This window comes from Sulfurihydrogenibium subterraneum DSM 15120, assembly GCF_000619805.1.
GTDB lineage: Bacteria > Aquificota > Aquificia > Aquificales > Hydrogenothermaceae > Sulfurihydrogenibium > Sulfurihydrogenibium subterraneum.
In genome coordinates this window covers 25,253-45,644 of the sequence record NZ_KK211035.1, presented here as the reverse complement: position 1 = coordinate 45,644, position 20,392 = coordinate 25,253, and the positions used below count along the sequence as shown (strand labels likewise).

27 protein-coding genes and 2 tRNA genes are annotated in these 20,392 nt (G+C 34.5%); 18 read left to right on the top strand and 11 right to left on the bottom strand.

The annotated features are described in order from the left end of the window. The 7 genes from Q385_RS09620 to Q385_RS0108710 all read right to left on the bottom strand — a co-directional run. On the bottom strand, positions 1-258 hold a 258-nt coding region (locus Q385_RS09620), incomplete at its 3' end, for a DDE-type integrase/transposase/recombinase (protein WP_245596383.1). Then, positions 221-403 (bottom strand): helix-turn-helix domain-containing protein, encoded by a 183-nt coding sequence (locus Q385_RS09615; protein WP_245596384.1) that lies wholly within the window; start codon positions 401-403, stop codon positions 221-223. The genes Q385_RS09615 and Q385_RS09620, both read right to left, overlap by 38 nt. Further along, on the bottom strand, positions 327-518 hold the full coding sequence (locus Q385_RS09610) for a hypothetical protein (protein WP_028951294.1): 192 nt from the start codon (positions 516-518) through the stop codon (positions 327-329). Before Q385_RS09610 ends, Q385_RS09615 begins: the two co-directional genes overlap by 77 nt. A 219-nt stretch (positions 519-737) precedes the next feature. Beyond that, entirely contained in the window at positions 738-1,148 is a 411-nt protein-coding gene (locus Q385_RS0108725) for a hypothetical protein (protein WP_028951293.1), read from the bottom strand. 18 nt (positions 1,149-1,166) lie between these two features. Further along, positions 1,167-1,538 (bottom strand): coiled-coil domain-containing protein, encoded by a 372-nt coding sequence (locus Q385_RS0108720; protein ID WP_028951292.1) that lies wholly within the window; start codon positions 1,536-1,538, stop codon positions 1,167-1,169. Positions 1,539-1,732: 194 nt separating this feature from the next. Next, on the bottom strand, positions 1,733-3,325 hold the full coding sequence (locus Q385_RS0108715) for a hypothetical protein (protein ID WP_028951291.1): 1,593 nt from the start codon (positions 3,323-3,325) through the stop codon (positions 1,733-1,735). Positions 3,326-3,410: 85 nt separating this feature from the next. Continuing rightward, on the bottom strand, positions 3,411-5,342 hold the full coding sequence (locus Q385_RS0108710) for an alkaline phosphatase PhoX (protein WP_028951290.1): 1,932 nt from the start codon (positions 5,340-5,342) through the stop codon (positions 3,411-3,413). A 191-nt stretch (positions 5,343-5,533) separates the two neighbouring features. Here Q385_RS0108710 and Q385_RS0108705 point away from each other — a divergent pair, with 191 nt between their 5' ends. The 6 genes from Q385_RS0108705 to folK are packed head-to-tail and all read left to right on the top strand — an operon-like array spanning position 5,534 to position 9,862. Continuing rightward, the gene (locus tag Q385_RS0108705) at positions 5,534-6,940 is read left to right on the top strand and encodes an FAD-binding oxidoreductase (RefSeq protein ID WP_028951289.1); all 1,407 of its coding nucleotides are present in this window, start codon (positions 5,534-5,536) and stop codon (positions 6,938-6,940) included. A 52-nt stretch (positions 6,941-6,992) separates the two neighbouring features. Next, positions 6,993-7,184 (top strand): 50S ribosomal protein L28, encoded by a 192-nt coding sequence (gene rpmB, locus Q385_RS0108700; protein WP_028951288.1) that lies wholly within the window; start codon positions 6,993-6,995, stop codon positions 7,182-7,184. Positions 7,185-7,225: 41 nt separating this feature from the next. Continuing rightward, positions 7,226-7,495 carry a SemiSWEET family sugar transporter gene (locus Q385_RS0108695; protein ID WP_028951287.1) on the top strand — a complete coding sequence of 90 codons (270 nt, stop codon included), beginning with the start codon at positions 7,226-7,228 and terminating at the stop codon, positions 7,493-7,495. After that, the gene (gene obgE / locus Q385_RS0108690) at positions 7,464-8,510 is read left to right on the top strand and encodes a GTPase ObgE (protein ID WP_028951286.1); all 1,047 of its coding nucleotides are present in this window, start codon (positions 7,464-7,466) and stop codon (positions 8,508-8,510) included. Before Q385_RS0108695 ends, obgE begins: the two co-directional genes overlap by 32 nt. Next, positions 8,482-9,417 carry a methionyl-tRNA formyltransferase gene (gene fmt / locus Q385_RS0108685; RefSeq protein ID WP_028951285.1) on the top strand — a complete coding sequence of 312 codons (936 nt, stop codon included), beginning with the start codon at positions 8,482-8,484 and terminating at the stop codon, positions 9,415-9,417. Before obgE ends, fmt begins: the two co-directional genes overlap by 29 nt. Continuing rightward, positions 9,410-9,862, top strand: coding sequence for a 2-amino-4-hydroxy-6-hydroxymethyldihydropteridine diphosphokinase (folK, locus tag Q385_RS0108680; protein WP_028951284.1), 453 nt, complete (start codon positions 9,410-9,412; stop codon positions 9,860-9,862). The genes fmt and folK overlap by 8 nt, the downstream gene beginning before the upstream one ends. A 4-nt stretch (positions 9,863-9,866) precedes the next feature. Here folK and Q385_RS0108675 read toward each other — a convergent pair. From Q385_RS0108675 to Q385_RS0108665, 3 genes are all read right to left on the bottom strand, one after another. Further along, a tRNA-Phe gene (locus Q385_RS0108675) sits at positions 9,867-9,939 on the bottom strand. A gap of 56 nt (positions 9,940-9,995) precedes the next feature. Continuing rightward, positions 9,996-11,423, bottom strand: a complete 1,428-nt coding sequence (locus Q385_RS0108670; RefSeq protein ID WP_028951283.1) for an SLC13 family permease — start codon at positions 11,421-11,423, stop codon at positions 9,996-9,998. After that, positions 11,413-12,738, bottom strand: a complete 1,326-nt coding sequence (locus tag Q385_RS0108665) for a homoserine dehydrogenase (protein WP_028951282.1) — start codon at positions 12,736-12,738, stop codon at positions 11,413-11,415. The genes Q385_RS0108670 and Q385_RS0108665 overlap by 11 nt, the downstream gene beginning before the upstream one ends. Positions 12,739-12,802: 64 nt before the next feature. On the opposite strand from Q385_RS0108665, the gene Q385_RS0108660 reads away from it, so the two are divergent. The 12 genes from Q385_RS0108660 (at position 12,803) to trpE (ending at position 19,555) form a co-directional block, all read left to right on the top strand. Then, positions 12,803-13,177: a RidA family protein gene (locus Q385_RS0108660; RefSeq protein WP_028951281.1), complete on the top strand. Its 375-nt coding sequence runs from the start codon at positions 12,803-12,805 to the stop codon at positions 13,175-13,177. Positions 13,178-13,222: 45 nt separating this feature from the next. Continuing rightward, positions 13,223-13,849: a bifunctional phosphoribosyl-AMP cyclohydrolase/phosphoribosyl-ATP diphosphatase HisIE gene (gene hisIE, locus Q385_RS0108655; RefSeq protein ID WP_028951280.1), complete on the top strand. Its 627-nt coding sequence runs from the start codon at positions 13,223-13,225 to the stop codon at positions 13,847-13,849. Between the two features lie 11 nt (positions 13,850-13,860). Beyond that, positions 13,861-14,328 (top strand): peroxiredoxin, encoded by a 468-nt coding sequence (locus Q385_RS0108650; RefSeq protein WP_028951279.1) that lies wholly within the window; start codon positions 13,861-13,863, stop codon positions 14,326-14,328. After that, entirely contained in the window at positions 14,325-15,104 is a 780-nt protein-coding gene (locus Q385_RS0108645; RefSeq protein WP_028951278.1) for a dihydroorotate dehydrogenase electron transfer subunit, read from the top strand. The genes Q385_RS0108650 and Q385_RS0108645 overlap by 4 nt, the downstream gene beginning before the upstream one ends. Next, a complete protein-coding gene (locus Q385_RS0108640) occupies positions 15,091-15,663 on the top strand; it encodes a viral A-type inclusion protein (RefSeq protein ID WP_028951277.1) in 573 nt (190 codons plus the stop codon). Before Q385_RS0108645 ends, Q385_RS0108640 begins: the two co-directional genes overlap by 14 nt. Beyond that, positions 15,653-16,138 carry a 6-pyruvoyl trahydropterin synthase family protein gene (locus Q385_RS0108635; RefSeq protein WP_028951276.1) on the top strand — a complete coding sequence of 162 codons (486 nt, stop codon included), beginning with the start codon at positions 15,653-15,655 and terminating at the stop codon, positions 16,136-16,138. Before Q385_RS0108640 ends, Q385_RS0108635 begins: the two co-directional genes overlap by 11 nt. A 102-nt stretch (positions 16,139-16,240) precedes the next feature. Then, the gene (locus tag Q385_RS0108625) at positions 16,241-16,762 is read left to right on the top strand and encodes a gamma carbonic anhydrase family protein (RefSeq protein WP_028951275.1); all 522 of its coding nucleotides are present in this window, start codon (positions 16,241-16,243) and stop codon (positions 16,760-16,762) included. Further along, positions 16,759-16,917 (top strand): hypothetical protein, encoded by a 159-nt coding sequence (locus Q385_RS09430; protein ID WP_169733178.1) that lies wholly within the window; start codon positions 16,759-16,761, stop codon positions 16,915-16,917. Before Q385_RS0108625 ends, Q385_RS09430 begins: the two co-directional genes overlap by 4 nt. After that, the gene (locus Q385_RS0108615; protein WP_028951274.1) at positions 16,904-17,206 is read left to right on the top strand and encodes an HU family DNA-binding protein; all 303 of its coding nucleotides are present in this window, start codon (positions 16,904-16,906) and stop codon (positions 17,204-17,206) included. The genes Q385_RS09430 and Q385_RS0108615 overlap by 14 nt, the downstream gene beginning before the upstream one ends. Positions 17,207-17,210: 4 nt before the next feature. Beyond that, positions 17,211-17,283: transfer RNA gene (locus Q385_RS0108610), tRNA-Pro, on the top strand. Positions 17,284-17,299: 16 nt separating this feature from the next. Beyond that, on the top strand, positions 17,300-18,079 hold the full coding sequence (gene surE / locus Q385_RS0108605; protein ID WP_028951273.1) for a 5'/3'-nucleotidase SurE: 780 nt from the start codon (positions 17,300-17,302) through the stop codon (positions 18,077-18,079). After that, positions 18,080-19,555 (top strand): anthranilate synthase component I, encoded by a 1,476-nt coding sequence (gene trpE / locus Q385_RS0108600; RefSeq protein ID WP_028951272.1) that lies wholly within the window; start codon positions 18,080-18,082, stop codon positions 19,553-19,555. It begins immediately after the preceding gene. A 246-nt stretch (positions 19,556-19,801) separates the two neighbouring features. On the opposite strand, the gene Q385_RS0108595 is transcribed toward trpE, so the two are convergent. Continuing rightward, the gene (locus tag Q385_RS0108595; RefSeq protein ID WP_028951271.1) at positions 19,802-20,149 is read right to left on the bottom strand and encodes a hypothetical protein; all 348 of its coding nucleotides are present in this window, start codon (positions 20,147-20,149) and stop codon (positions 19,802-19,804) included. Positions 20,150-20,392: the final 243 nt, after the last annotated feature.

Sequence of the window (20,392 nt, the reverse complement as noted above, 5' to 3'; positions counted from 1 at the left end):
ATAGCTAAAGTAATGCTCTATCCCTATCTCATTTAAATATTTGTCAAACTCCCCTAAAAACTCGCTCCCATTGTCTGTCTGTACTCTCTTTATATCAAAGTTAAAATAATCCTTTAATTGTATGAAAAATCTCTTTGCTATCCTTGAACTCTTTGTTTGGTAAACTGCAGCAAAGCAAAATCTGCTATACTTATCTATAGCTGTAAATTGGTAGTATGTTTTACCTGTGATGTTTATGTGTTTTACGTCTATCTGCACTACATCTCCTGGGGCTTGTGCTTGCAAGCCTCTTTTTGTCCTTTTCCTTTTCATATCCTTTTAGCCATTTATAGAATGTGTTTCTTGATATTCCGAAGTATCTGCATGTTTTTGAGACGTTTTTGGTTTTTTGGTAATGCTGTATCCATATTAAGTCTTTTTTTAGCTTCTCTTGTTAATGGGACATCTTTTATTTTGTTTGATAGTTTTTTTGGAAAGAGTTTTGTTATATACATTGGCGCTCCTATAATGCCTTTCATTTTACCTACCTCTTGTTTAGTAAATTTATTTTACAGGGGTAGGTGTTCACTGTCTATATGAACTTATACAATTTTTATTTTTCAATTACTTAGATTAAATAATCTCAATAAGCCCTTTTTAATTGAGACTCAAAAACTGCCATTTTCGATAGGACGAAGACTGCAACTCGGATTAAATTTTTTGAATAAAACAAGGCAGCGGGGAGCTGCCTTTAAGGATTACTTTCTCATAGATTTTTCTACTTCTTTCTCTAAATGTTGAGATCTTTTTTCTATTTTATCCTTTAGCTCTGCTATGTTTTTTTCTACGGAAACTAATTTTGCATTACACTCTGCTGGACAAGAGTTTTTAAGCTCATTTACTGCAGATTCTAATGCTGCTACTTTTGAAGCTAATGCTGGGTCAGAACCCTTAGGCATATTAGCCAACTCTTTTGATAACGCATCAACTCTTGCGTTTATGCTATCTAACTTTTGAAAAACAGGTGCAAATTTAGAATCAACGTATTCTTTTGTAACCAAGTCATCTTTTCCTACTGGAGGATCATAACAACAATTTGGGTCTGCATATGTACTATTGAAAGCTGCGGCTAATAAAACAGCCACACCTAAAAATGATATCTTTTTCATCTCTTAATCCTCCATTAATTACTTTCTCATAGATTTTTCTACTTCTTTCTCCATGTGAGTAGTTTGTTTGCTTACTTTTTCTTTTAACTCATCCACATCTTTTTCGAGTTTGTTGATTCTGTCAGTGCAAGCTGTTGGGCAAGTGTTTTTAAGATTGTTAACTTCAGATTCTAAACTTGCAACTTTTCTTTCCAAATCAGACACTTTTGCTGTAGATGATTTTAAAGCTGCAACTTCTTTCTCTAAAGCAGAGAGTTTAGCGTCAACATTGTTTACTTTTTCAGAAACAGATGCTACTTGCTGGTCTACGTACTCCTTTGTTGCGTAGTTTGCACAGCTTGCAAGGAATAAAGAACCTGCTGCTACTGTTAAAGCGATTACCTTTTTCATCTTAATACCTCCTGTAAAATTTTTATTTAACATTGATAAGTATAAGCTTAAATTTTTTACTTGTCAATTTAAATTTTTGTAATTTTTAATCACTTTTTAGTTAAGCAAAATCTATGCCAAATAAAATTTCTCGTACTAAAACGTTTGTAGCTACATTTTTATTTGTAAAATTGCAAAACTGCAAAGATGATTTTTCAGTATATCGGATTTTTTATTCCCGTTTCTTGACGAGGTTTTACTTCTTTGTGGACTGTGTTCTCAAGGGATTTTATATCAAACATATTTCCGTAGCGATAGCCCTGATTTTTAACTACCCAGAGATATACCTTGTTAAGAAGAAGAGCTCTATCTTTTGAAGGATAAAGTAGTAGCGATACATCTTTGTGGAAAAGCTCCGCCATGGTTTTATTTAGATTGCCATTTGAGTTAAAGAACTTTTTTATTAATTCGTCGTTGCTTCTAAACTCGTTTCCAGACTTATTGTTAAGAAGGTAAAAGGAGTATTCATAAACCTCTCCAAATTTCTTGTAGTAAGCCTTTGGTTCTGGTACACCCTTAAGATAATTTTTGTCCCAGTATCCAAAGGCATATTTTCTAACGAAAGAGAAAGTAGAGTCTGTAGTGGCACCTATAGTATCATGACATCCCATACATGAGATAAGCTCCTGTGTAGTTTGAGGTCTTAGATTTCCTTCTTTGTCCTCTATGTATCCTGAATATCTCCAGCCAAAGAGATTTTTAAGACCTTTTTCATAATCTCCTGGAAAGCCTTCTAACTGAGGTGATGGATCAACGCTAAGGCTTGGATGTCTCTCTTTTAGCTTCTGGTCCATCATGTACTTTATCTCACTTGAAGTATAAAACTCTTCTTTGTATGCATACCTTACTTCCTTTATCCTTGCGGATGGTCTTATGTTACCATTCTCGTCAAAGTCTATGTATCTAACGGTATGAAGAAATTCTGTTCCAGCGGGAAAAAGACCTGGTTCTATCTGCAGTTTAGCCTGTGTCTGAAGCTCCCCTGCTTTTCCTACGAAGGTAAGACCTGTTCTAAACTTTATAGTGTCTGTAGTAGAGAGTATTCCATCGTCGTTTAGGTCTTGCCCTACCTTCTTTTCATCTACGGTGTAGTCCAGCTTTACATCTTTTTGTTTTATGTAGGCTTCCAGTATGGAAATATTTAGTTTGTAGATTTCTTTTGAAAAATTACCTTGCTTATCCTGTCTGAAAACCTGCGGAAGTTTTATGAGTACATCATCAGTAGAGCTGTTAGTAGGCCAGAAGGTGCCCGGAAAGGGATAGTACCTGTAAGCTACCCAGCCTGTGTATTCTCCAGTCTTTGGATTTTTATCAAACCCATCTTGATCAAAGTTAAAGTAGCAGTCTGGCACATAACCCTTCCAGTCTTTGGGCATAATTTTCTTGAGGATTATCTCACCATCTTTGTCCAGATAGTTAGAGGTTCTTACATAGTTTATTATCTCCTGATCAAAGATAGAATTTACAAATGCTGTTTTGTCTATGAAGAGATTAATGTATGGATTTTTTAGCATCTTTTCTGGAAAATCATAAGATTCTTGGAGGTCTGTATCGTTCCAAAAGTTGGGAGGAGTTCCCTGTATGTGGCAGGTGTAGCAGGGGTTGTGAAGTGTTCCATCAGCGTCAAGGGTTTTAGTGTAGCACTGGGGTGGTATGTAAGCACCAAAGTTCTCCACATTTGTGTAGCTAATGTTATTCTTTTGTTCTAACTCTTTTATAAAGTTCTCCTTGTTTGTGGAAGACTCCATAAAAGAGGGGAGACCACCTCCCCCACCACACGAAGTTATAAAAGCTAGAGAAAGAAGAAAGTACTTTTTCATTTTAAATTGCCTCCTAATGAGTTAGTTTTAAAAGCCCTGCTGGTATGCCTTTGATGATACCAAGTATGCCTTTCTTTTTGTCCTTGTTTTGGTCGTTGTAGGTTGAGTTTACCGGGTTGCCATCTGCATTTCTGAAAGTGTCTACAAATGGATGTTGGATGTTTAGGGTTATAATGTAGTTATTTCCTACCTGTCCGTGTGCAAATACACCGGTAACTTCAGCTCCTGTAGGTGCCCAAGCTATTCTGGTAAGCTTGCCTGTTTTTACATTGTAAGCCCACACAAAGTTGTTTATGTGTAAAGATGTGTCCTCTCCTATTAGGAGGGTGTTGTAGCCTATGTATTTGAGATTGTCTGGATTGGATATGTAGTCAGGGTGGCACGCCCATTTTTGTCCGTATTTTTGGTAGTCAGGGTCGTTAGGATCTTTTTTGATTTCTTTACCTATTACAATGCCTTCCATCCTGTAGGCGTTATAGTTTTGGTCTAACACCAGTCTGTAGACAGCACCGCACTTGTTCTTAGGCAGATTTATATCTCCTTTACCGTCAGCCATAGAACCGCCTATTTCAGAGATGGCATAGTAGAATGCGTTATTATCTGGGTCGTAGGCAAGTCCTTCACCCTTTCTAAATTCTATGCTAGCACCAAGGTATGCTGCATACTTTCTGGTCTCTAAAAAAGCAGATGCCTTTTTCACTTCATCATCAGAAGCGAACTTAGAAGACCTGTATTGACCTATCTTTAGCCTTAAGCATTCATCTATCCCATCTTCTGTTATAAGTTTATAGCCTTGGTCGGTAGGGCATGCTTTAGGGTTTTCTACGTCAAATATGTCAGTAAGAAGGGGTTTTTTGTCTATAATGGCTTTAACTTCACTGTCGCAGGCTGTGCCAAGCTGTGTCCAGCTTACATCAAAGGTGCCACCGTTTTGGTCTGAGAGTTGTTTTACTTTTGCTGTATAAAGCGTTCCGCACCAGTTTTTGTTAAAACTGTTTTGTGGTTGGTTTAAGACCAGCTTGTAGAGTCCCTTGTAGTTCCCATCGTCAGTCATATACAGTGTTTTTCTGTCTGGCATCACTACTGCCATCTCAGGCGTGTATTTGCCCGTAATGTAGTGTTTTGCCACCTCCCATTTTCCGTTTATATAACCCACTTCCACTATGTAGCCGTAGTTGTAAAGGTTAAACCTATCTCCCAGATAGCCATTGTTTGGGTCTATGTTAAGGTCTTTGAGATATCTTTGTACCCCGCCTACATAACCACAGAAGTCTTTAGACTTACCGTTGCTATCATTTCCTGTAAAGTAGCCGTTGCTATCTTTTTCACACTGAACATCAGCTGGGTTTTTACCCCCTGCGCTGACCGAATATATACTGTTTAAGTCGTAGTCTTCTTCACCTCCTAAGTGAGTGTTCCAAGGAGTTTGTGAGCCTGCACAGTTGATTATGGTGCCTCCCACCGAGCTAAAGTCTATAGGTGTGATACTTTTTGCCTTGAGGGTATTAGGGTCTAATTCTGAAGCGTATAGCATGCCTGGAGGCTCTTCAAAGTGGGTGATTATAAAGTACTTGCCGTCAGAAGTCTTTATTAGGCTGTTGGCGTCAGGATTCCAAGATATTTCACCCTTTGAGTATGCTATGTTGGACATAGGTTGTCCGTTTACATCCAGCAGCTGTCCCCACTTATAGTTTCCCATCGGGTCTCCAGACTGGAGAAGAACCTCGTAGCTGAGAGGATACTCTTTCTTGCTACCATCGCTGTATGTGACTATAAGCTTGTCTGTCACCTTGTAGCTTACATGTTCTTGATCTGTGTTTGGTATGCCAAGGGGTGCAAAATCAATAGCTGTAGGCTGTAAGGTAAGCTGTACGGAGTCATTACCACCACAGGCATAGATCATACTAGCTCCTAAAATTGCACTGAAAAGAAAAGCTTTCTTCATTCTTTACCTCCTCCTTTGAAGGAAATGTTATTTCAATTCTATAGAAAGAGTTTTAATAATGAATTAAAAAAAAGTTAAGAAATTTTTAAAAAACTAGTTAAAATTAAAACTGCAAAGATGATTTTTTTTATTGTAATTTTTAAAAATTGGAGTTTTAATATATCTTAATAATTTTTGTAAGAGGTAAAGAGATGTTTAAGATAAAACCCGTAGAAAAAATACCCGTTCCAGAAAACGTTAAAAGATATTTAAAACAAGCAATAGGTGAGCATAAAGTGTTAGATGATGAGATGGATAGAATGCTCTACTCTTACGATGCAACAAGACTTAGCGTTCCTCCAGACGTGGTTGTTATTCCAGAAAGTGAAGAAGACGTTCAAAAGGTTGTGAAAATATGTTATGAAAACGATATTCCTATAACTCCAAGGGGAGCTGGTTCTGGATATACAGGCGGTTCTATTCCTGTTAAAGGTGGTGTTTTAATATCTTTTGAAAAAATGGATAAGATTCTCTGGATTGACGAAGACAATGCGGTTGCTAAAGTCCAACCTGGAGTAATAACCTACAAACTCCAACAAGCTGTAGAAAAAAGAGGACTGTTTTATCCACCAGACCCTGCAAGTTATAAGTTTTGTACTTTAGGTGGAAATGTTGCAGAAAATGCAGGTGGCCCAAGATGTGTTAAATACGGCGTTACAAGAGAGTACATAATGGAGCTGGATACTGTTATATACACAGGAGATATAATACACACTGGAAGAATAACTTTAAAAGACGTAGCCGGATACGACCTTACAAGACTTTTAATAGGAAGTGAGGGAAGTTTAGGAATATTTACTGGAATAACTGTTAAACTCATTCCAAAACCAAAAGCTAAAAAAACTGTAAAAGCCGTTTATATGGATTTAGAGTCTGTTGGTAAAACAGTTAAAGATATATTTAAAGCAGGAATATCCCCATCTGCGTTAGAGTTTATGGATAAACTTGCAATAAATGCTGTTGAAGACTTTGGACACTTTGGACTTCCAAGAGATGCAGAAGTTATTCTACTTATAGAAGTTGATGGTCATCCAAAAGCATTGGAAGATGAGATAACAGAAGTAGCTAAAATCTGTGAGCAAAACGGTGCAAAAGTTGAGATAGCTAAAACTGACAGAGAAGCTGAAAAACTTTGGGAAGCAAGAAGGTCTTTATCTCCTGCGGTTGCGAAATTAGGTAGAACAAAGATAAACGAGGACATAGTATTCCCAAGAAGCTATCTTCCAGAAGCTCTACCAAAACTTAGAGAAATAGGTAAAAAGTACAATCTAAAAATGGTCAACTTTGGACATATAGGAGATGGAAACGTCCACGCAAACTTTATGATAAACGGTTTAGACCCTGATGAATTAGCAAGAGCAGAAAAAGCTGTTGAAGAAGTTTTTGAACTTGCCTTATCTTACAGAGGCTCTATAACAGGAGAACACGGCGTAGGAATAACAAAAGCAGAGTTTATGAGAAAACAGTTTTCACCACAAGAGATGGAGATAATGAGAAAGATAAAAAGAGTTTGGGATCCTAAGAACCTTATAAATCCGGGTAAGATGGATTTAGATTAAATTTAATGGTATAATATCTTTTTTAAAATTTTGATTAAGGAGGATATTAAATATGGCTGTTTGTCAAGTGTGTGGAAAAAAGACAGTGTTTGGTAATACTGTAGCTCACTCAGCAACTACAGAAAGAAGAACTTGGAAGCCAAATTTAAGAAGGGTTAGAGTTGTTTTAGAAGATGGTTCTACAAAAAGAATTTACGTCTGTTCTAAATGTTTAAAAGCTGGAAAAGTTAAAAAAGCAGTTTAAATCTAAATAAAGCAGGGTTTTACCCTGCTTATTCTAATTAAATGAATTTAGACATAATCGGTTTAATAGCGGCAATTTTAACAACATCAGCATACATTCCACAAACTTATAAAGTCATCAAAACTAAATCAGCTTCCGACTTTTCTTGGATATGGTTGATTTTTATGGCAGTTGGAATATTTTTATGGTTTATTTACGGTTTACTATTAAAAAATATACCTTTAATAGTAGCAAACGGCATTTCAATACTAAGTTTAATAACAATAGGTGTAGTTAAGTATGTTTATAGACAAAGCAAAGATATTTGTTAAAGCAGGAGATGGTGGAAACGGTTGTGTTGCTTTTCATAGGGAGAAGTTTGTCCCTATGGGAGGACCATCAGGAGGAGATGGTGGAAAAGGTGGAGATGTTATTTTAGTTGCAGACAGTCATCTCCAAACCCTTATGGACTTTAAGTATAAAAAACATTATAAGGCAGAAAGAGGACAGCACGGTCAAGGTGGAAATAAAAAAGGAAAAGATGGAGAAGATTTAATTATAAAAGTCCCTGTTGGAACTGTTGTAAAAGATGCTCAAACAGGAGAGATAATAGCAGACCTTGTGAAAGAGGGACAGTCTGTTATAGTTGCGAAAGGAGGTAAAGGTGGTAAAGGAAATGCTGCCTTTAAAAGTGCTACAAATCAAGCTCCTTTAACTGCAGAACCAGGAGAAAAAGGAGAAGAAAGATGGATAGAACTTGAATTAAAACTACTTGCAGACGTTGGAATAATAGGTTTTCCAAACGCTGGAAAATCAACTTTAATATCAGTTTTATCAAAAGCAAGACCAAAAATAGCAGATTATCCATTTACCACTCTAACTCCTGTTTTAGGTGTTTTACAACTTGACGTAAACGACTTTTTAGTATTGGCAGACATTCCCGGACTTATAGAAGGAGCTTCCGAAGGACACGGTCTTGGACATGAATTTTTAAGGCATATAGAAAGAACAAAATTTTTAATCCATCTTATAGACGTGTCAGACTTTAGAGAAAGAGACCCGATAGATGCTTTTAACATAATAAATAAAGAGCTGGAAAATTACTCTCCAAACCTTTTAAAGAAACCGCAGATAGTTGTTGCAAATAAGATAGATGCTTTAAGTGATAAATCGTTGATAGATAAGCTTGAAAAGTACTTTACAGAAAAAGGTTATCCGTTTGTAGCCGTTTCTTTGATTACAAAAGAAGGTGTTGATAAACTCATAAACATACTGCGAGAAAAGAAAAAAGAATGGATATCAAAATTGGAGAATAAAGATGAAAGTGTTGTTCTGGGGAACACCTGAGTTTGCGGTAGAAAGTCTAAAAGCCCTTATTCAATCAAATCATCAAGTTGTAGCGGTAATAACCCAACCAGACAAACCAAAAGGAAGAGGTCAAAAAGTCCAGCCTACACCTGTAAAAGAAGAAGCATTAAAACATAACATACCTGTACTTCAACCAGAAAAGATAAAAAATAATCAAGAGTTGATAGAAACTATAAAACAGTTAAATCCTGACATATCTGTAGTTGTAGCTTACGGAAAAATCCTTCCAGAAGAGATAATAAACATTCCAAAGTATAAAACAATAAACGTTCATGCATCACTACTGCCTAAATATAGAGGTTCAGCTCCTATACAGAGAGCTATCATGGACGGAGAAGAAGAAACTGGCGTTTGTATAATGGAGATAGTGAAAGAGTTAGATGCAGGAGATGTTTATGCTTGTAGAAAAGTAAAAATACTGCCTGAAGATGATATTATAACCCTTCATGATAAACTTGCTAAAGAAGGTGCAAGGTTACTAATAGAAGTATTAGATAAGATAGAAAAAGGACAAATAGAAAAAGTTCCTCAAGACCACTTAAAAGCCACCTACGCAAAACCAATAGAAAAAGAAGAAGGTAGAATAGACTGGAATAAACCTGCAAAAGACATTTTTAACCAAGTAAGAGCTTTAAAAGTCTGGCCTAAGGCATTTACAAATTTTAGAGATTTTCAAATAAAAATATTAGATGTAGAAGTTATAAAAGATTATAAAGAAGGAAGACCCGGAGAGATAGTAAAAGCAAGTGATAAAGAGGGAATAATTGTAAAGACAGCAGATGGATGTTTGTTTATAAAAACAATCCAATTTCCAAACTCAAAACCAATATCATCTCAGGAAGCTGTAAGAGGTTATAGGATAAGAGAAGGAGAAAAGTTTGAATAAGGTTTTTTTAGGGCTGGGTAGTAATGTCGGAGATAGACTTACAAACTTAGTTAAAGCTATAGAAATTCTCTCAGATAAGATACAGATTCTAAAGATATCAAAAATCTATGAAACTAAACCTGTAGGAGTAGAAAATCAGCCAGATTTTTTAAATATGGCTGTGATGGGACAGACAGATTTAGACCACATATCTTTATTTGAATTTGTTAAAGATGTTGAAAAACAGGTAGGAAGAGTTTATAGATACAGATGGGGTCCACGGGAAATAGATATAGACATACTTTTTTTCAACGATTTAATATACAAATCTCAAGATTTAGAAATACCACATCCAAGATTACACGAAAGGGACTTTGTTTTAAAACCTTTGATGGATTTACAGCCTGATTTTATTCATCCTGTTTTTAAAAAGAGTGTAAAAGAATTGTATGAGGATTTAAAATAAAAAGTGGCCAAGGGCGGAATCGAACCGCCGACACTGCGGTTTTCAGCCGCATGCTCTACCGACTGAGCTACCTGGCCAACAAGGATAAATATTATATACCAACTTTAAACTTTGTGCAACTTTTTAGTTAGATTCAATGAATCAAAATCAGGAAGAAGTAAATTACAATACTTCCTACTGCGTTTAAAAAAAGTCCAAATTTAGCCATGTCTTGTAATTTTATAAAGCCAGTTGAGTAAACGATGGCGTTTGGTGGTGTTGCTATTGGAAACATAAACGCAAAACTGGAAGCGACAATAATAGCTAAAGTAGGATAAACAAAGTCTATCTGATTATTTTTTAAAAGGGCAATTATTATAGGGGCAAATGTTATTACTGTTGCAGTGTTTGAGTTTATCTCTGTTAGCAGTATAATCACTACGATTAAAATAAATAGTAGTAGTGGAACATAAGTTATATATCCACTTAAACTTTTTGCTATAATCTCACCAAGACCTGAAGACGATATTAGTTTTCCTATTGATATACCTGATGCAAAAAGTATAACTGTATTCCAGTCAACTTCTTTTAAATCTTCCACTGTTAAAATAGTTTGGTAATTTTTTAAATCTTTTGGTATTAAAAATAAAAGTCCTGCAGATAAAACCGCTACAATACTTTCTGGAATTTTTTTACTTATCTGTTTTCCCAGCTCTTCAAAACCTATTATACCTATAAAAGAGGGAAAAATCCATAAAAATACTGCCAGTAAAAACACACCTGCAATAATCTTTTCTTCTTTTGACATTTTGGGAAGTTTTTCTTTCTCTTTTTGAAGAATTGTTTTTATCTCTTGTGGATTAAATTTTACTTTCCTTAGAAAGAATCTAATGTAAAGTATCATAATTACATACATAGATAAAGCTATTGGAAGCATTAATAAAATCCACTGGAAAAAATCTATACTTATGCCTTCTTCTTTTAAAAATCCAAGTCCTACAAGGTTCGTAGGTGAGCCTACTATTGTGCCAATTCCACCTATAGAAGCAGAGTAAGCAATACTTAAAAGCATAAATGATGCAAAATTTTTATAACCCTGTATTTTTTCTTCTTTCAAGAGATAGATAACTCCTAAAACTATAGGAAGCATCATTGCGGTTGTAGCAGTATTACTAAGCCACATAGAAAGTAGGAACGTTATTAAAGAAAAACCAATTATAACTCTTATAGGACTTTTGATGAAAAAGTCCTTAGAAAGAATGTTTAAAGATATTCTTTTATCTAAGCCATATTTGTTAACACTGTGGGCGATAAGAAAACTACCTATCATAAGCAGAATAACTGGATTAGAAAAGCCTATAAATACCTTATCTACGTCAACAATACCGTAAAAAACTGCTAAAATTAATCCAAAAAGCCCTGTAATGCCAACTGGGACAACCTCAAAAAGCCACCAAAATATACATAAAAGCAAAATACCTAAAACAACTTTTGGTTCAAAAGGAATGTTTATTAAATCTGTGTGGACTACTGTTATAAAACTCAGTATCCCAAGTAGTAATCCTGAAATTTTATTCTTCATCTTCAACTCTAATTATAGTAGGGTCTTCTATGCTGTAATGGTTTTCTACAATTTCTCTTATTGCCATTTGAACACTATTTTCAGAAGCTGTGTGGGTGAGTATAACAAGTGGAACAACTTTTTTATCTGTAGCCTTTTGAAGTCTTAAAACTCTTTCTTTCTGTATAACAGCTGCAATGCTTATGTTATATTTGGCAAACACAGAGGCTATTTTTGCAAGGATACCAGTGATGTCTGGAACTGTAAATCTTATGTAGTATCTTGTATAAAAATCTTTTACTTTTGTAAGGTTTAACTCTTTATGTTTCCAGTTCATAGAAGTTATTTCTATTTCTTTTCCTATGCTTAAATGTATAGATTTTGCAATACTTACAATATCACTTACAACTGCGCTTGCAGTAGGTAAACTCCCAGCTCCTCTACCGTAAAACATAGTTTCTCCGACGTTGTCTCCTTCTACCATTACCGCATTAAACACACCGTCAACCTTAGATAATGGATTATCAGAAGGTAAAAAGGTAGGATGGACTCTTATCTCAACTTCATCGTTATGGGATTTTGCAATAGCTAAAAGTTTAAGAGTGTAGCCAAGCTCTTTTCCAAGGTCTATATCTAAAGTGTCTATCTTTTCTATGCCTTCTACATACACCTGAGAAAACTCTACAAAACCACCAAAGGATAAAGAAGACAGTATCGATATCTTATGTGCCGCGTCTGTTCCGTTTATGTCAAGGGTTGGGTCTGCTTCTGCGTAGCCTTTTTCTTGGGCTTCTTTTAACGCCTGAGAGAAGCTCTTTCCTTCTTTGTACATAGATGTAAGTATGTAGTTTGTTGTTCCGTTTAGTATGCCGTATATCTTTTTTATTTCGTTTGCCACAAGCCCTTCTCTTAAGGCTTTTATTATAGGTATTCCTCCTGCTACAGCTGCTTCAAAACCTATTCTTAAATTTTTTTCTTCTGCTATTGTAAATACGTCTTTTCCTTTTTCTGCTAATAATGCTTTGTTTGCAGTAACTATGTGTTTACCTTTATCGAGTGCTTGCATTATTAAGTTGTAAGGAAAGTCTATACCACCAGTAAGCTCTACCACTATGTCAATCTCTTTATCGTTTAGTATCTCATCTAGGGTTTTTGCTCTTCTTTGTTGTTCTATTGGGTGAGGAAAAGTTTTGTTCCAGTTTCTTGTATAAACTTTTTTTAAATTTATCTCTAATCCTGATTTTTGTTTTAAAAGATTTTTCTGAGTATCTAATATTTTTGCAACGCCATTTCCAACAACACCATACCCTACTATCGCAACATTTATCTGTTTCAAAAGATAGCCTCCAACTTTTGTTTTGGTATAATTTTAACATAAGGAAAAGATAAAGAGGTTAAAAATGCAAGTGATTTACACAGAAAAAGCCCCAAAACCTATAGGTCCATACTCTCAAGCCATAAAGTATGAAAATCTTATTTTTATATCAGGACAGATAGCAATAGACCCATCTACCAACGAGTTTGTAAATGCAGACGTATCAACCCAGACCAAAATAATAATGGAAAATATAAAGGCAATCTTAGAAGAAGCTGGACTTAATCTAAACCACGTTATAAAAACTACTATATATCTGAAAAACTTAGAAGATTTTCAGGTTGTAAATGAGATTTATGGAGAGTACTTTAAAGACCACAAACCTGCAAGGTCAACAGTAGAAGTAAGTCGCCTTCCAAAAGATGCCTTAGTAGAGATAGAAGTTATAGCGGGGTTATAAAATGCTATAATATGATAAATAAACTAAATTTTTGAGGTTTTTGTATTGTTAGATATTGATAGTGTTATTAAGTTTGATGAAAACGGATTAGTTCCAGTTATAGCTCAAAACTATTACTCTGGAAAAATTCTTATGCAAGCTTACGCAAATAAAGAAGCTATACAAGAGACTATAAAATCAGGATACGCTACATACTACTCAAGGTCAAGAAAGTCTTTATGGAAAAAAGGAGAAACTTCAGGAAACCTACAGAAAGTTATAGACATAAGAGTTGATTGTGATGAAGACAGCGTTGTTTATCTTGTAGTTGAAGAAGGTCCAGCTTGTCATACAGGAGAAGAAAGTTGCTTTTATAGAAATATAGATTTAGAAAAAGATACAAAACCACTTCCTTTTGAAATTTTACATAAGCTGTATGAAAAAGTTGAAGAGAGAAGAAAGTTAAAACCAGAAAACTCTTACGTTGCAAAACTGTTTGAAAAAGGTTCTGATAAGATTATACAGAAAGTGGGAGAAGAAGCTGTAGAAACGATTATAGCCCTTAAAAATAAAAATAAAGATGAAATTGTGTACGAAGTATCTGACTTAATTTTTCATTTAATTGTTGCGTTGGTTGACTCGGGAGTGGAGTTAAAAGACATACAAGAAGAGTTATTAAAAAGATACAAATAGGAGGTATAGCTATGGAAAAAGCAAAAGACTTTTGCCTGCAAGGGATAGATGAAAATTCAAATCAAATAACTTTTTGCTTAAAAGATTATCTTGGAAAAGGAAAAGACATAATCCTTTACTTTTATCCAAAAGATAATACGCCAGGGTGTACTACGGAAGCTTGCGATTTTAGAGATAACTTTAACTTGCTAAAAGATTATGCAATTGTAGTAGGTGTAAGTCCAGACTCAATTGAAAGTCATAAAAAGTTTAAAGAAAAATACGGCTTAAACTTTATTCTTTTATCTGACCCTGATAAAAAAGTTATGCAAGAGTATGGTGCATACGGAGAAAAGTGTATGTACGGTAAAAAGACAATGGGTGTAATAAGGTCTACGTTTATAATAGACCCAGAAGGAAATATAAAGAAAGCTTGGAAAAATGTAAAAGCAAAAGGACACGTTGACCAAATTCTTAAGTTTTACGGAGTTAAAAAGTGATTTACGATTTAGACTGTAAAATCTTAGAAAACAGGTACATAAGTGGAAAAACTTATATTCTTAAAGTAGAAGCTCCAGATATAGCAAAAAACACAAAACCTGGACAGTTTGTAATGGTAAAACCAACTTTAGATGACTACTACGACCCTTTACTTAGAAGAGCCTTTGCAATAGCCGATGTAGAAGGTGATACGATTACTTTATTTTATGACGTTTACGGAAAAGGTACTTTATATCTAACAACAAAAAGAGAAGGTGAGTATTTAAAAGTCCTTGGACCTTTAGGTAATAACCTTTTTCCAGATAATTATGATAACTATATAATAGTAGGTGGTGGTATAGGCTTTGCTGGATTAAGCCTTTTTATAAAAGAGATAAAAGAAAAAGGTAAAAAATACACTGCTTTATACGGAGCGAGAAAAAAAGAAGAGCTATCTATGATAGAGTGGATAGAAAAAAATCAGGTAGAGGTTATATATTACACTGACGATGGAAGTTTTGGTAAGAAAGGTTTAATAACTCAAGATTTAGAAAAAATAATAGAAGATAACCCTGAAGCTCCATTGTTGGTATGCGGTCCTAAGGGAATGATGAAAGCTGTAAGTAAAATAGCTATAAGTAAAAACAGACCTTGTTATCTATCGTTAGAAAGTAGAATGGCTTGTGGTATTGGAATATGTGTAGGATGTGTAGTAAAAGATAAAAGCAAAGATACCTATGTAAGAGTTTGTTATGAAGGGCCTGTTTTTGAGGCAAAAGAGATTGAAATACTTTAAATTTTTAGTAATAATTTTAATCATCTACACTCAAACATTTGCAGAACAGATGGTAGTAGAGCCTAAAGTAATAGAGTATAAAGGTGTGAAAGAGGATCAACTGAGAAAAGTTGAGGGTCAAGTACAATTTTTATATCAAAAACAGAAAAGTCTTGAAGAAAAACTCTCACAAATAGAAAACATAAAAGGTCTTTCTCAAAAGGATAAAGAAATCCTACAGCTGCTTACCTCAGATATAGAAGAGATTAAGCAAAATCAAAAAATTCTTGATAGTAAGTTGGAAAAACTTTACAGCTACATAAATAGATCGTTAATACTTCAAAACATAATACAGTTTGTAATATTCAGTATTTTTATAGTGTTTATGTACCTACTTTATAAGTATAAAAAAGATACAAATCAAGAGATAAAAGAGGTTAATGAGAAGGTTGAAAAATTGGTAGAAAAAGATGAATCAGAGATTATAATAAGTCTTACGGAAAAAGCTAAAGATGACCCAAAAGCAGCTGTTATATTGAAAGCTTATTTAGACAGCAGGAGGAAAGAAAATGAAGTATGAAATAACTAAAATTTTTAGATTTGAAGCAGGCCACAGGGTTTGGAAGCAAGATTTAAGCTCTGGAAAAACTGCAAAACTATCTGAAGGTGTTTTAATTGAAAATAAGTGCGTAAACCTTCACGGACATAGTTACGTGTTAGAGGTTACTGTTGGTTCTGATACGTTAAACGAACAAGATGTGGTCGTTGATTTTTACCATATAAAATCTGCGTTAAAAGACTTAGTAGATAACGTTTTTGACCACTCGTTTATAATAGACGTAAACGACCCAATATATCCAAAGTTTAAGGAGCTTTTTGGTTGTTATAAAATTACAGAAGTTAACTTCTGCCCTACAGCTGAAGCACTGGCTAAATACTTTTACGACTTTTTAGTTAAAAAACTAAAAGAGGCTAATTTAGAAGAAGATATAAAAGTTGTAAGTGTGACTCTTTGGGAAACGGCAACAGGAAAGGCAACTTATAGAGGAGAGTAGTGGAATTTTGGAAAGTTATACCTGCTATAATCATAATGGTGATATTTACAGGATTTTACTTCATAGTAGGTGTAAAGTTTATAAAAAAATGGAGAAAGAAAGATGGCAATAATTAAACCCTATAAAGGAATCTATCCTAAGATAGACCCTACTGTCTTCATTGCAGAAAACGCAGTAATAATAGGAGACGTAGAGATAGATAAAGATAGTAGTGTATGGTATAACGTTGTTATCAGAGGAGATGTTAACTACATTAGAATTGGAGAAAGGACAAACGTTCAAGATGGAACTATAATACACGTTGACCACAAAAAGTATCCAACTGTAATTGGCAACAACGTTACGATAGGACATAAAGTGATGATTCATGCTTGTACTATTGAAGACTTCTGCCTTATAGGTATGTCTGCTACAATTATGGACGGTGTAGTAGTAGGAAAACAGTCAATAGTAGCTGCTGGAGCTTTAGTAACACCTGGAAAAATTATAGAGCCTCAATCTCTATGGGCAGGTGTTCCTGCAAAATTTGTAAGGAAACTTACAGAAGAAGAGTTAAATTGGCTGGAAAAATCAGCTGAAAATTATGTAAAATATAAGAATAGTTATCTTGAGGAACCAAAATGAACGAAACAGTTGAGCTTATAATTGCTATCGTAGTGTTTTTGGCAGCTGCACTAGTTATCGTAGGACTTATGGTTTACTGGAGCAAAAACGAAACCGTTGTAGATGAAAGAGATAAAAAATACTATAAAAAAGAGGTGAAAGATGAAGAGAGCTGACATAGTTAACATGATTCATAAGGACAAAGATTTAAATTTAAGTTTAGATAAAAGGGACATTCACAAAATAGTCAACGATACCTTTGATATGATTTCAGACTACCTTACAACAGACCCAAAAGAAGGTAAAAAGGTAATGATATCAGGTTTTGGTACGTTTATTATTAAAAGAAGAAAAGGGAAAATAGGAAGAAACCCTAAAACTGGTGAAGAAAAGTTGATTCCAGATAGACTTGGAATATCTTTTAAAGCTGGAAAAGAGTTAAAGAAAAAAATAAATCAAAAATAAAAATCGGAGCGTGGCGCAGGTGGTAGCGCACTGGCATGGGGGGCCAGAGGTCGCCCGTTCGAATCGGGTCGCTCCGACTCTAATGAGGTTAAAATGAAAAAATTAGTATTTTTAACAAATGATGATGGTTATCAATCAAAAGGTCTTTTAGCCATAAGACAAGAGCTCCTAAACGCAGGATACGAAGTAATAACTATAACGCCAGATAGAAATATGTCTGGAACAAGCCATTCTCTAACTTTTACAAGACCACTTAAAATAGTTGAGCTTGAAAAAAACTTTTACTATGTGGCAGATGGAACTCCAGCAGACTGTGTACACTTAGGGATAAATGTAATACTAAATGGTAAAAAACCAGACTTATTAGTATCAGGTATAAACACAGGTCCAAACATAGGAAACGATGTTTTTTACTCTGGAACGGTAGGAGCTGCAAGGGAAGGAACTTTGTTTGATATTCCTTCAATAGCCTTATCTGTAGGATCATCTAAAAATCCAAATTACCAAGAGATTGCTCAAGTTGCAATGAAAATTATTAATGTAGTAGCTTTACAAGGACTTCCAAAGGGAACATTTTTAAACGTAAACATTCCTACAATTCCAAAAAATCAGATAAAAGGATTCTTACTTACAAAACAAGGAAGAAGTGCTTATAAAGAAGAGATAGTTAAATACTTATCTCCTTCAAAAGAAGAGTATTACTGGATAGGTGGAGAAGAAGCTCTCCTTGAAGAGTGTCAGCCGGGAACAGATTACACAGCAATCAAAGAAAGGTATGTATCTATTACACCTATAAAGTTAGACCTTACAGACTATCAAGCATTTGAAGAACTTGACAAAAGAGATTTTCTATCTGAAATAATGAGGATTTAAATGGTAAGTTTAACGTTTGAACAATTTAAATCTCTGACAAAAGATTACAACGTTATTCCTATTTATAAAGAGATACTTCTTGATGTTGACACTCCTTTATCCGTTTACTTTAAAATAGCATCTGCTGGAAGGTTTAACTACATATTAGAAAGTGTAGAAAAAGGAGAGAATGTAGGAAGGTACTCTTTTATTGGTTCTTCTGAAAATTTTTACATAAGGTCAAAAAAAGATACTGTTGAGATTTACAATAAAGGAAAAATCTACTATAAACAAACAAAAGACCCAATAGAAGAGTTAAAAAAGTTAACTGAGAGATTTAAACCGTATAAAGACAGCAATCTTCCGCCTTTTTGGGGTGGATATGTAGGTTATATAGGCTACGATATTGTAAAGTTTTACGAGCCTGTTGGTGATTACAAACCTGATGTTTTAAACATTCCTGATATGTACTTATTTTTAAGTGATGAAGTGATAGCCTTTGATAACCTAACAAACAAGATTAAAATAATTGTATCAGCTGTCTTATCAGAAGATACAAACGTAGAAGATGCCTACAATACAGCATTAAGAAAAATAGAGAATATAGAGCAAAAGTTAAATAGAGAAGTTCAGATAAAAAGACTTTCTCTATCTAAAAAGGAAGTAGATTTAAAAAGCTGGCAATCTAACTTTACAAAAGAAGATTTTGAAAAGGCAGTTTTAAAAGCAAAAGAGTATATCACAGAAGGAGACATAATTCAGGTAGTCTTATCTCAAAGATTTTCTAAAAAACTAAAAGTTGACCCATCTGATATATACAGGTCAATCAGAGTTATAAACCCATCTCCTTATTTATTTTACTTAGACTTTAACGATATAAAAGTGGTAGGGTCTTCTCCAGAGATTTTAGTCAGTGTGATAGATGGAAAAATATTAACAAAACCAATTGCAGGCACAAGACCAAGAGGAAAAACGCCCCAAGAGGACTTAAAACTCAGAGAAGAACTTATAAACGATGAAAAAGAAAGAGCTGAACATCTTATGCTGGTAGACCTTGCAAGGAATGACGTTGGTAAGGTAGCAAAAAGAGGTAGTGTAAAAGTTGACAGGTTTATGTATATAGAAAACTACTCTCACGTAATGCACATAGTTTCTGATGTTTCAGGGGTTTTAAAAGAAGGATTACATCCTTTAGATGTTTTTAAATCTGTCTTTCCTGTTGGGACTGTAAGTGGAGCTCCGAAAGTAAGAGCTATGCAAATAATAGAAGAGTTAGAGCCAGATAAAAGAGGTATCTATGCAGGTGGAGTAGGATATATATCCTTTGACGGTAATCTTGATACTGCTATTGCCATAAGAACAGCTGTAATAGTAGATGATATAGTTTACGTTCAAGCAGGAGCTGGCATAGTAGCCGACTCTCAGCCAGAAAAAGAATGGCTTGAAACTGTAAATAAAGCAAAAGCTATGATGACCGCAATAGAGTTGGTAGAGTAGGGGGTTAAAATATGAAAGAAAGTAGGTTTTGTAGGATTAGGACATTTAGCTAAAGAGGTAAATAAGATTGAAAACTCCACTAATCTTTAAAAGCTTGAATAAACGCATAAACAAAAGCAAAAATAACATACAAGACAAAGAACGCAGGAATGAAAATAATTACAATCCCACCTAAAAAGAATCCTAAAAGTAGAGATAAAACTATAATCTCCATATAAAGAATATAGCATATTTCTCGTTAGCATTTCAAAGAATATCTCTTAGATAATCAGGAAGCTTCTCTTTAGGGTATGTTCCTTTTTTTATCTCGTCAAGATGATGCCACCACATCTCAGGATATTTTTTGTTAGCTTTGTAATCGTCGGGAGCTACCCATTCAATAACTTTCTTTAAAAGCTGTTTATCTAATTTCTTAACTTCTGGGTGGTCATCAAGCCCAAGCTCGTGTATCTGGTCTCTCAGGTCATAAAACATCCAGCCACTACATACAAAAACTTGTGGATATCTGGAGTTTGGATATGAAAGTAGGTAGTCGTAATCTTCTATAATATCCTTAATATCAATATTAGAGTTTTGGCTTTGCTCTTTATCCATTTGCCTCTCCACCTTCTATCCTACATAGTTCAGACAAAACAAAAGTTTTTAGGATACAAAAGTGAAGTTTAACGATCTTTATATCCCACATAGTTCAGACAAAACTCGCCACTGCTTGCGTTCCTGTTTCTGTTGTATAGGCCTTTATATCCCACATAGTTCAGACAAAACTAACGGTAGTTCCGTTGATATCAAGACGAAAATCAACTTTATATCCCACATAGTTCAGACAAAACATAGAAG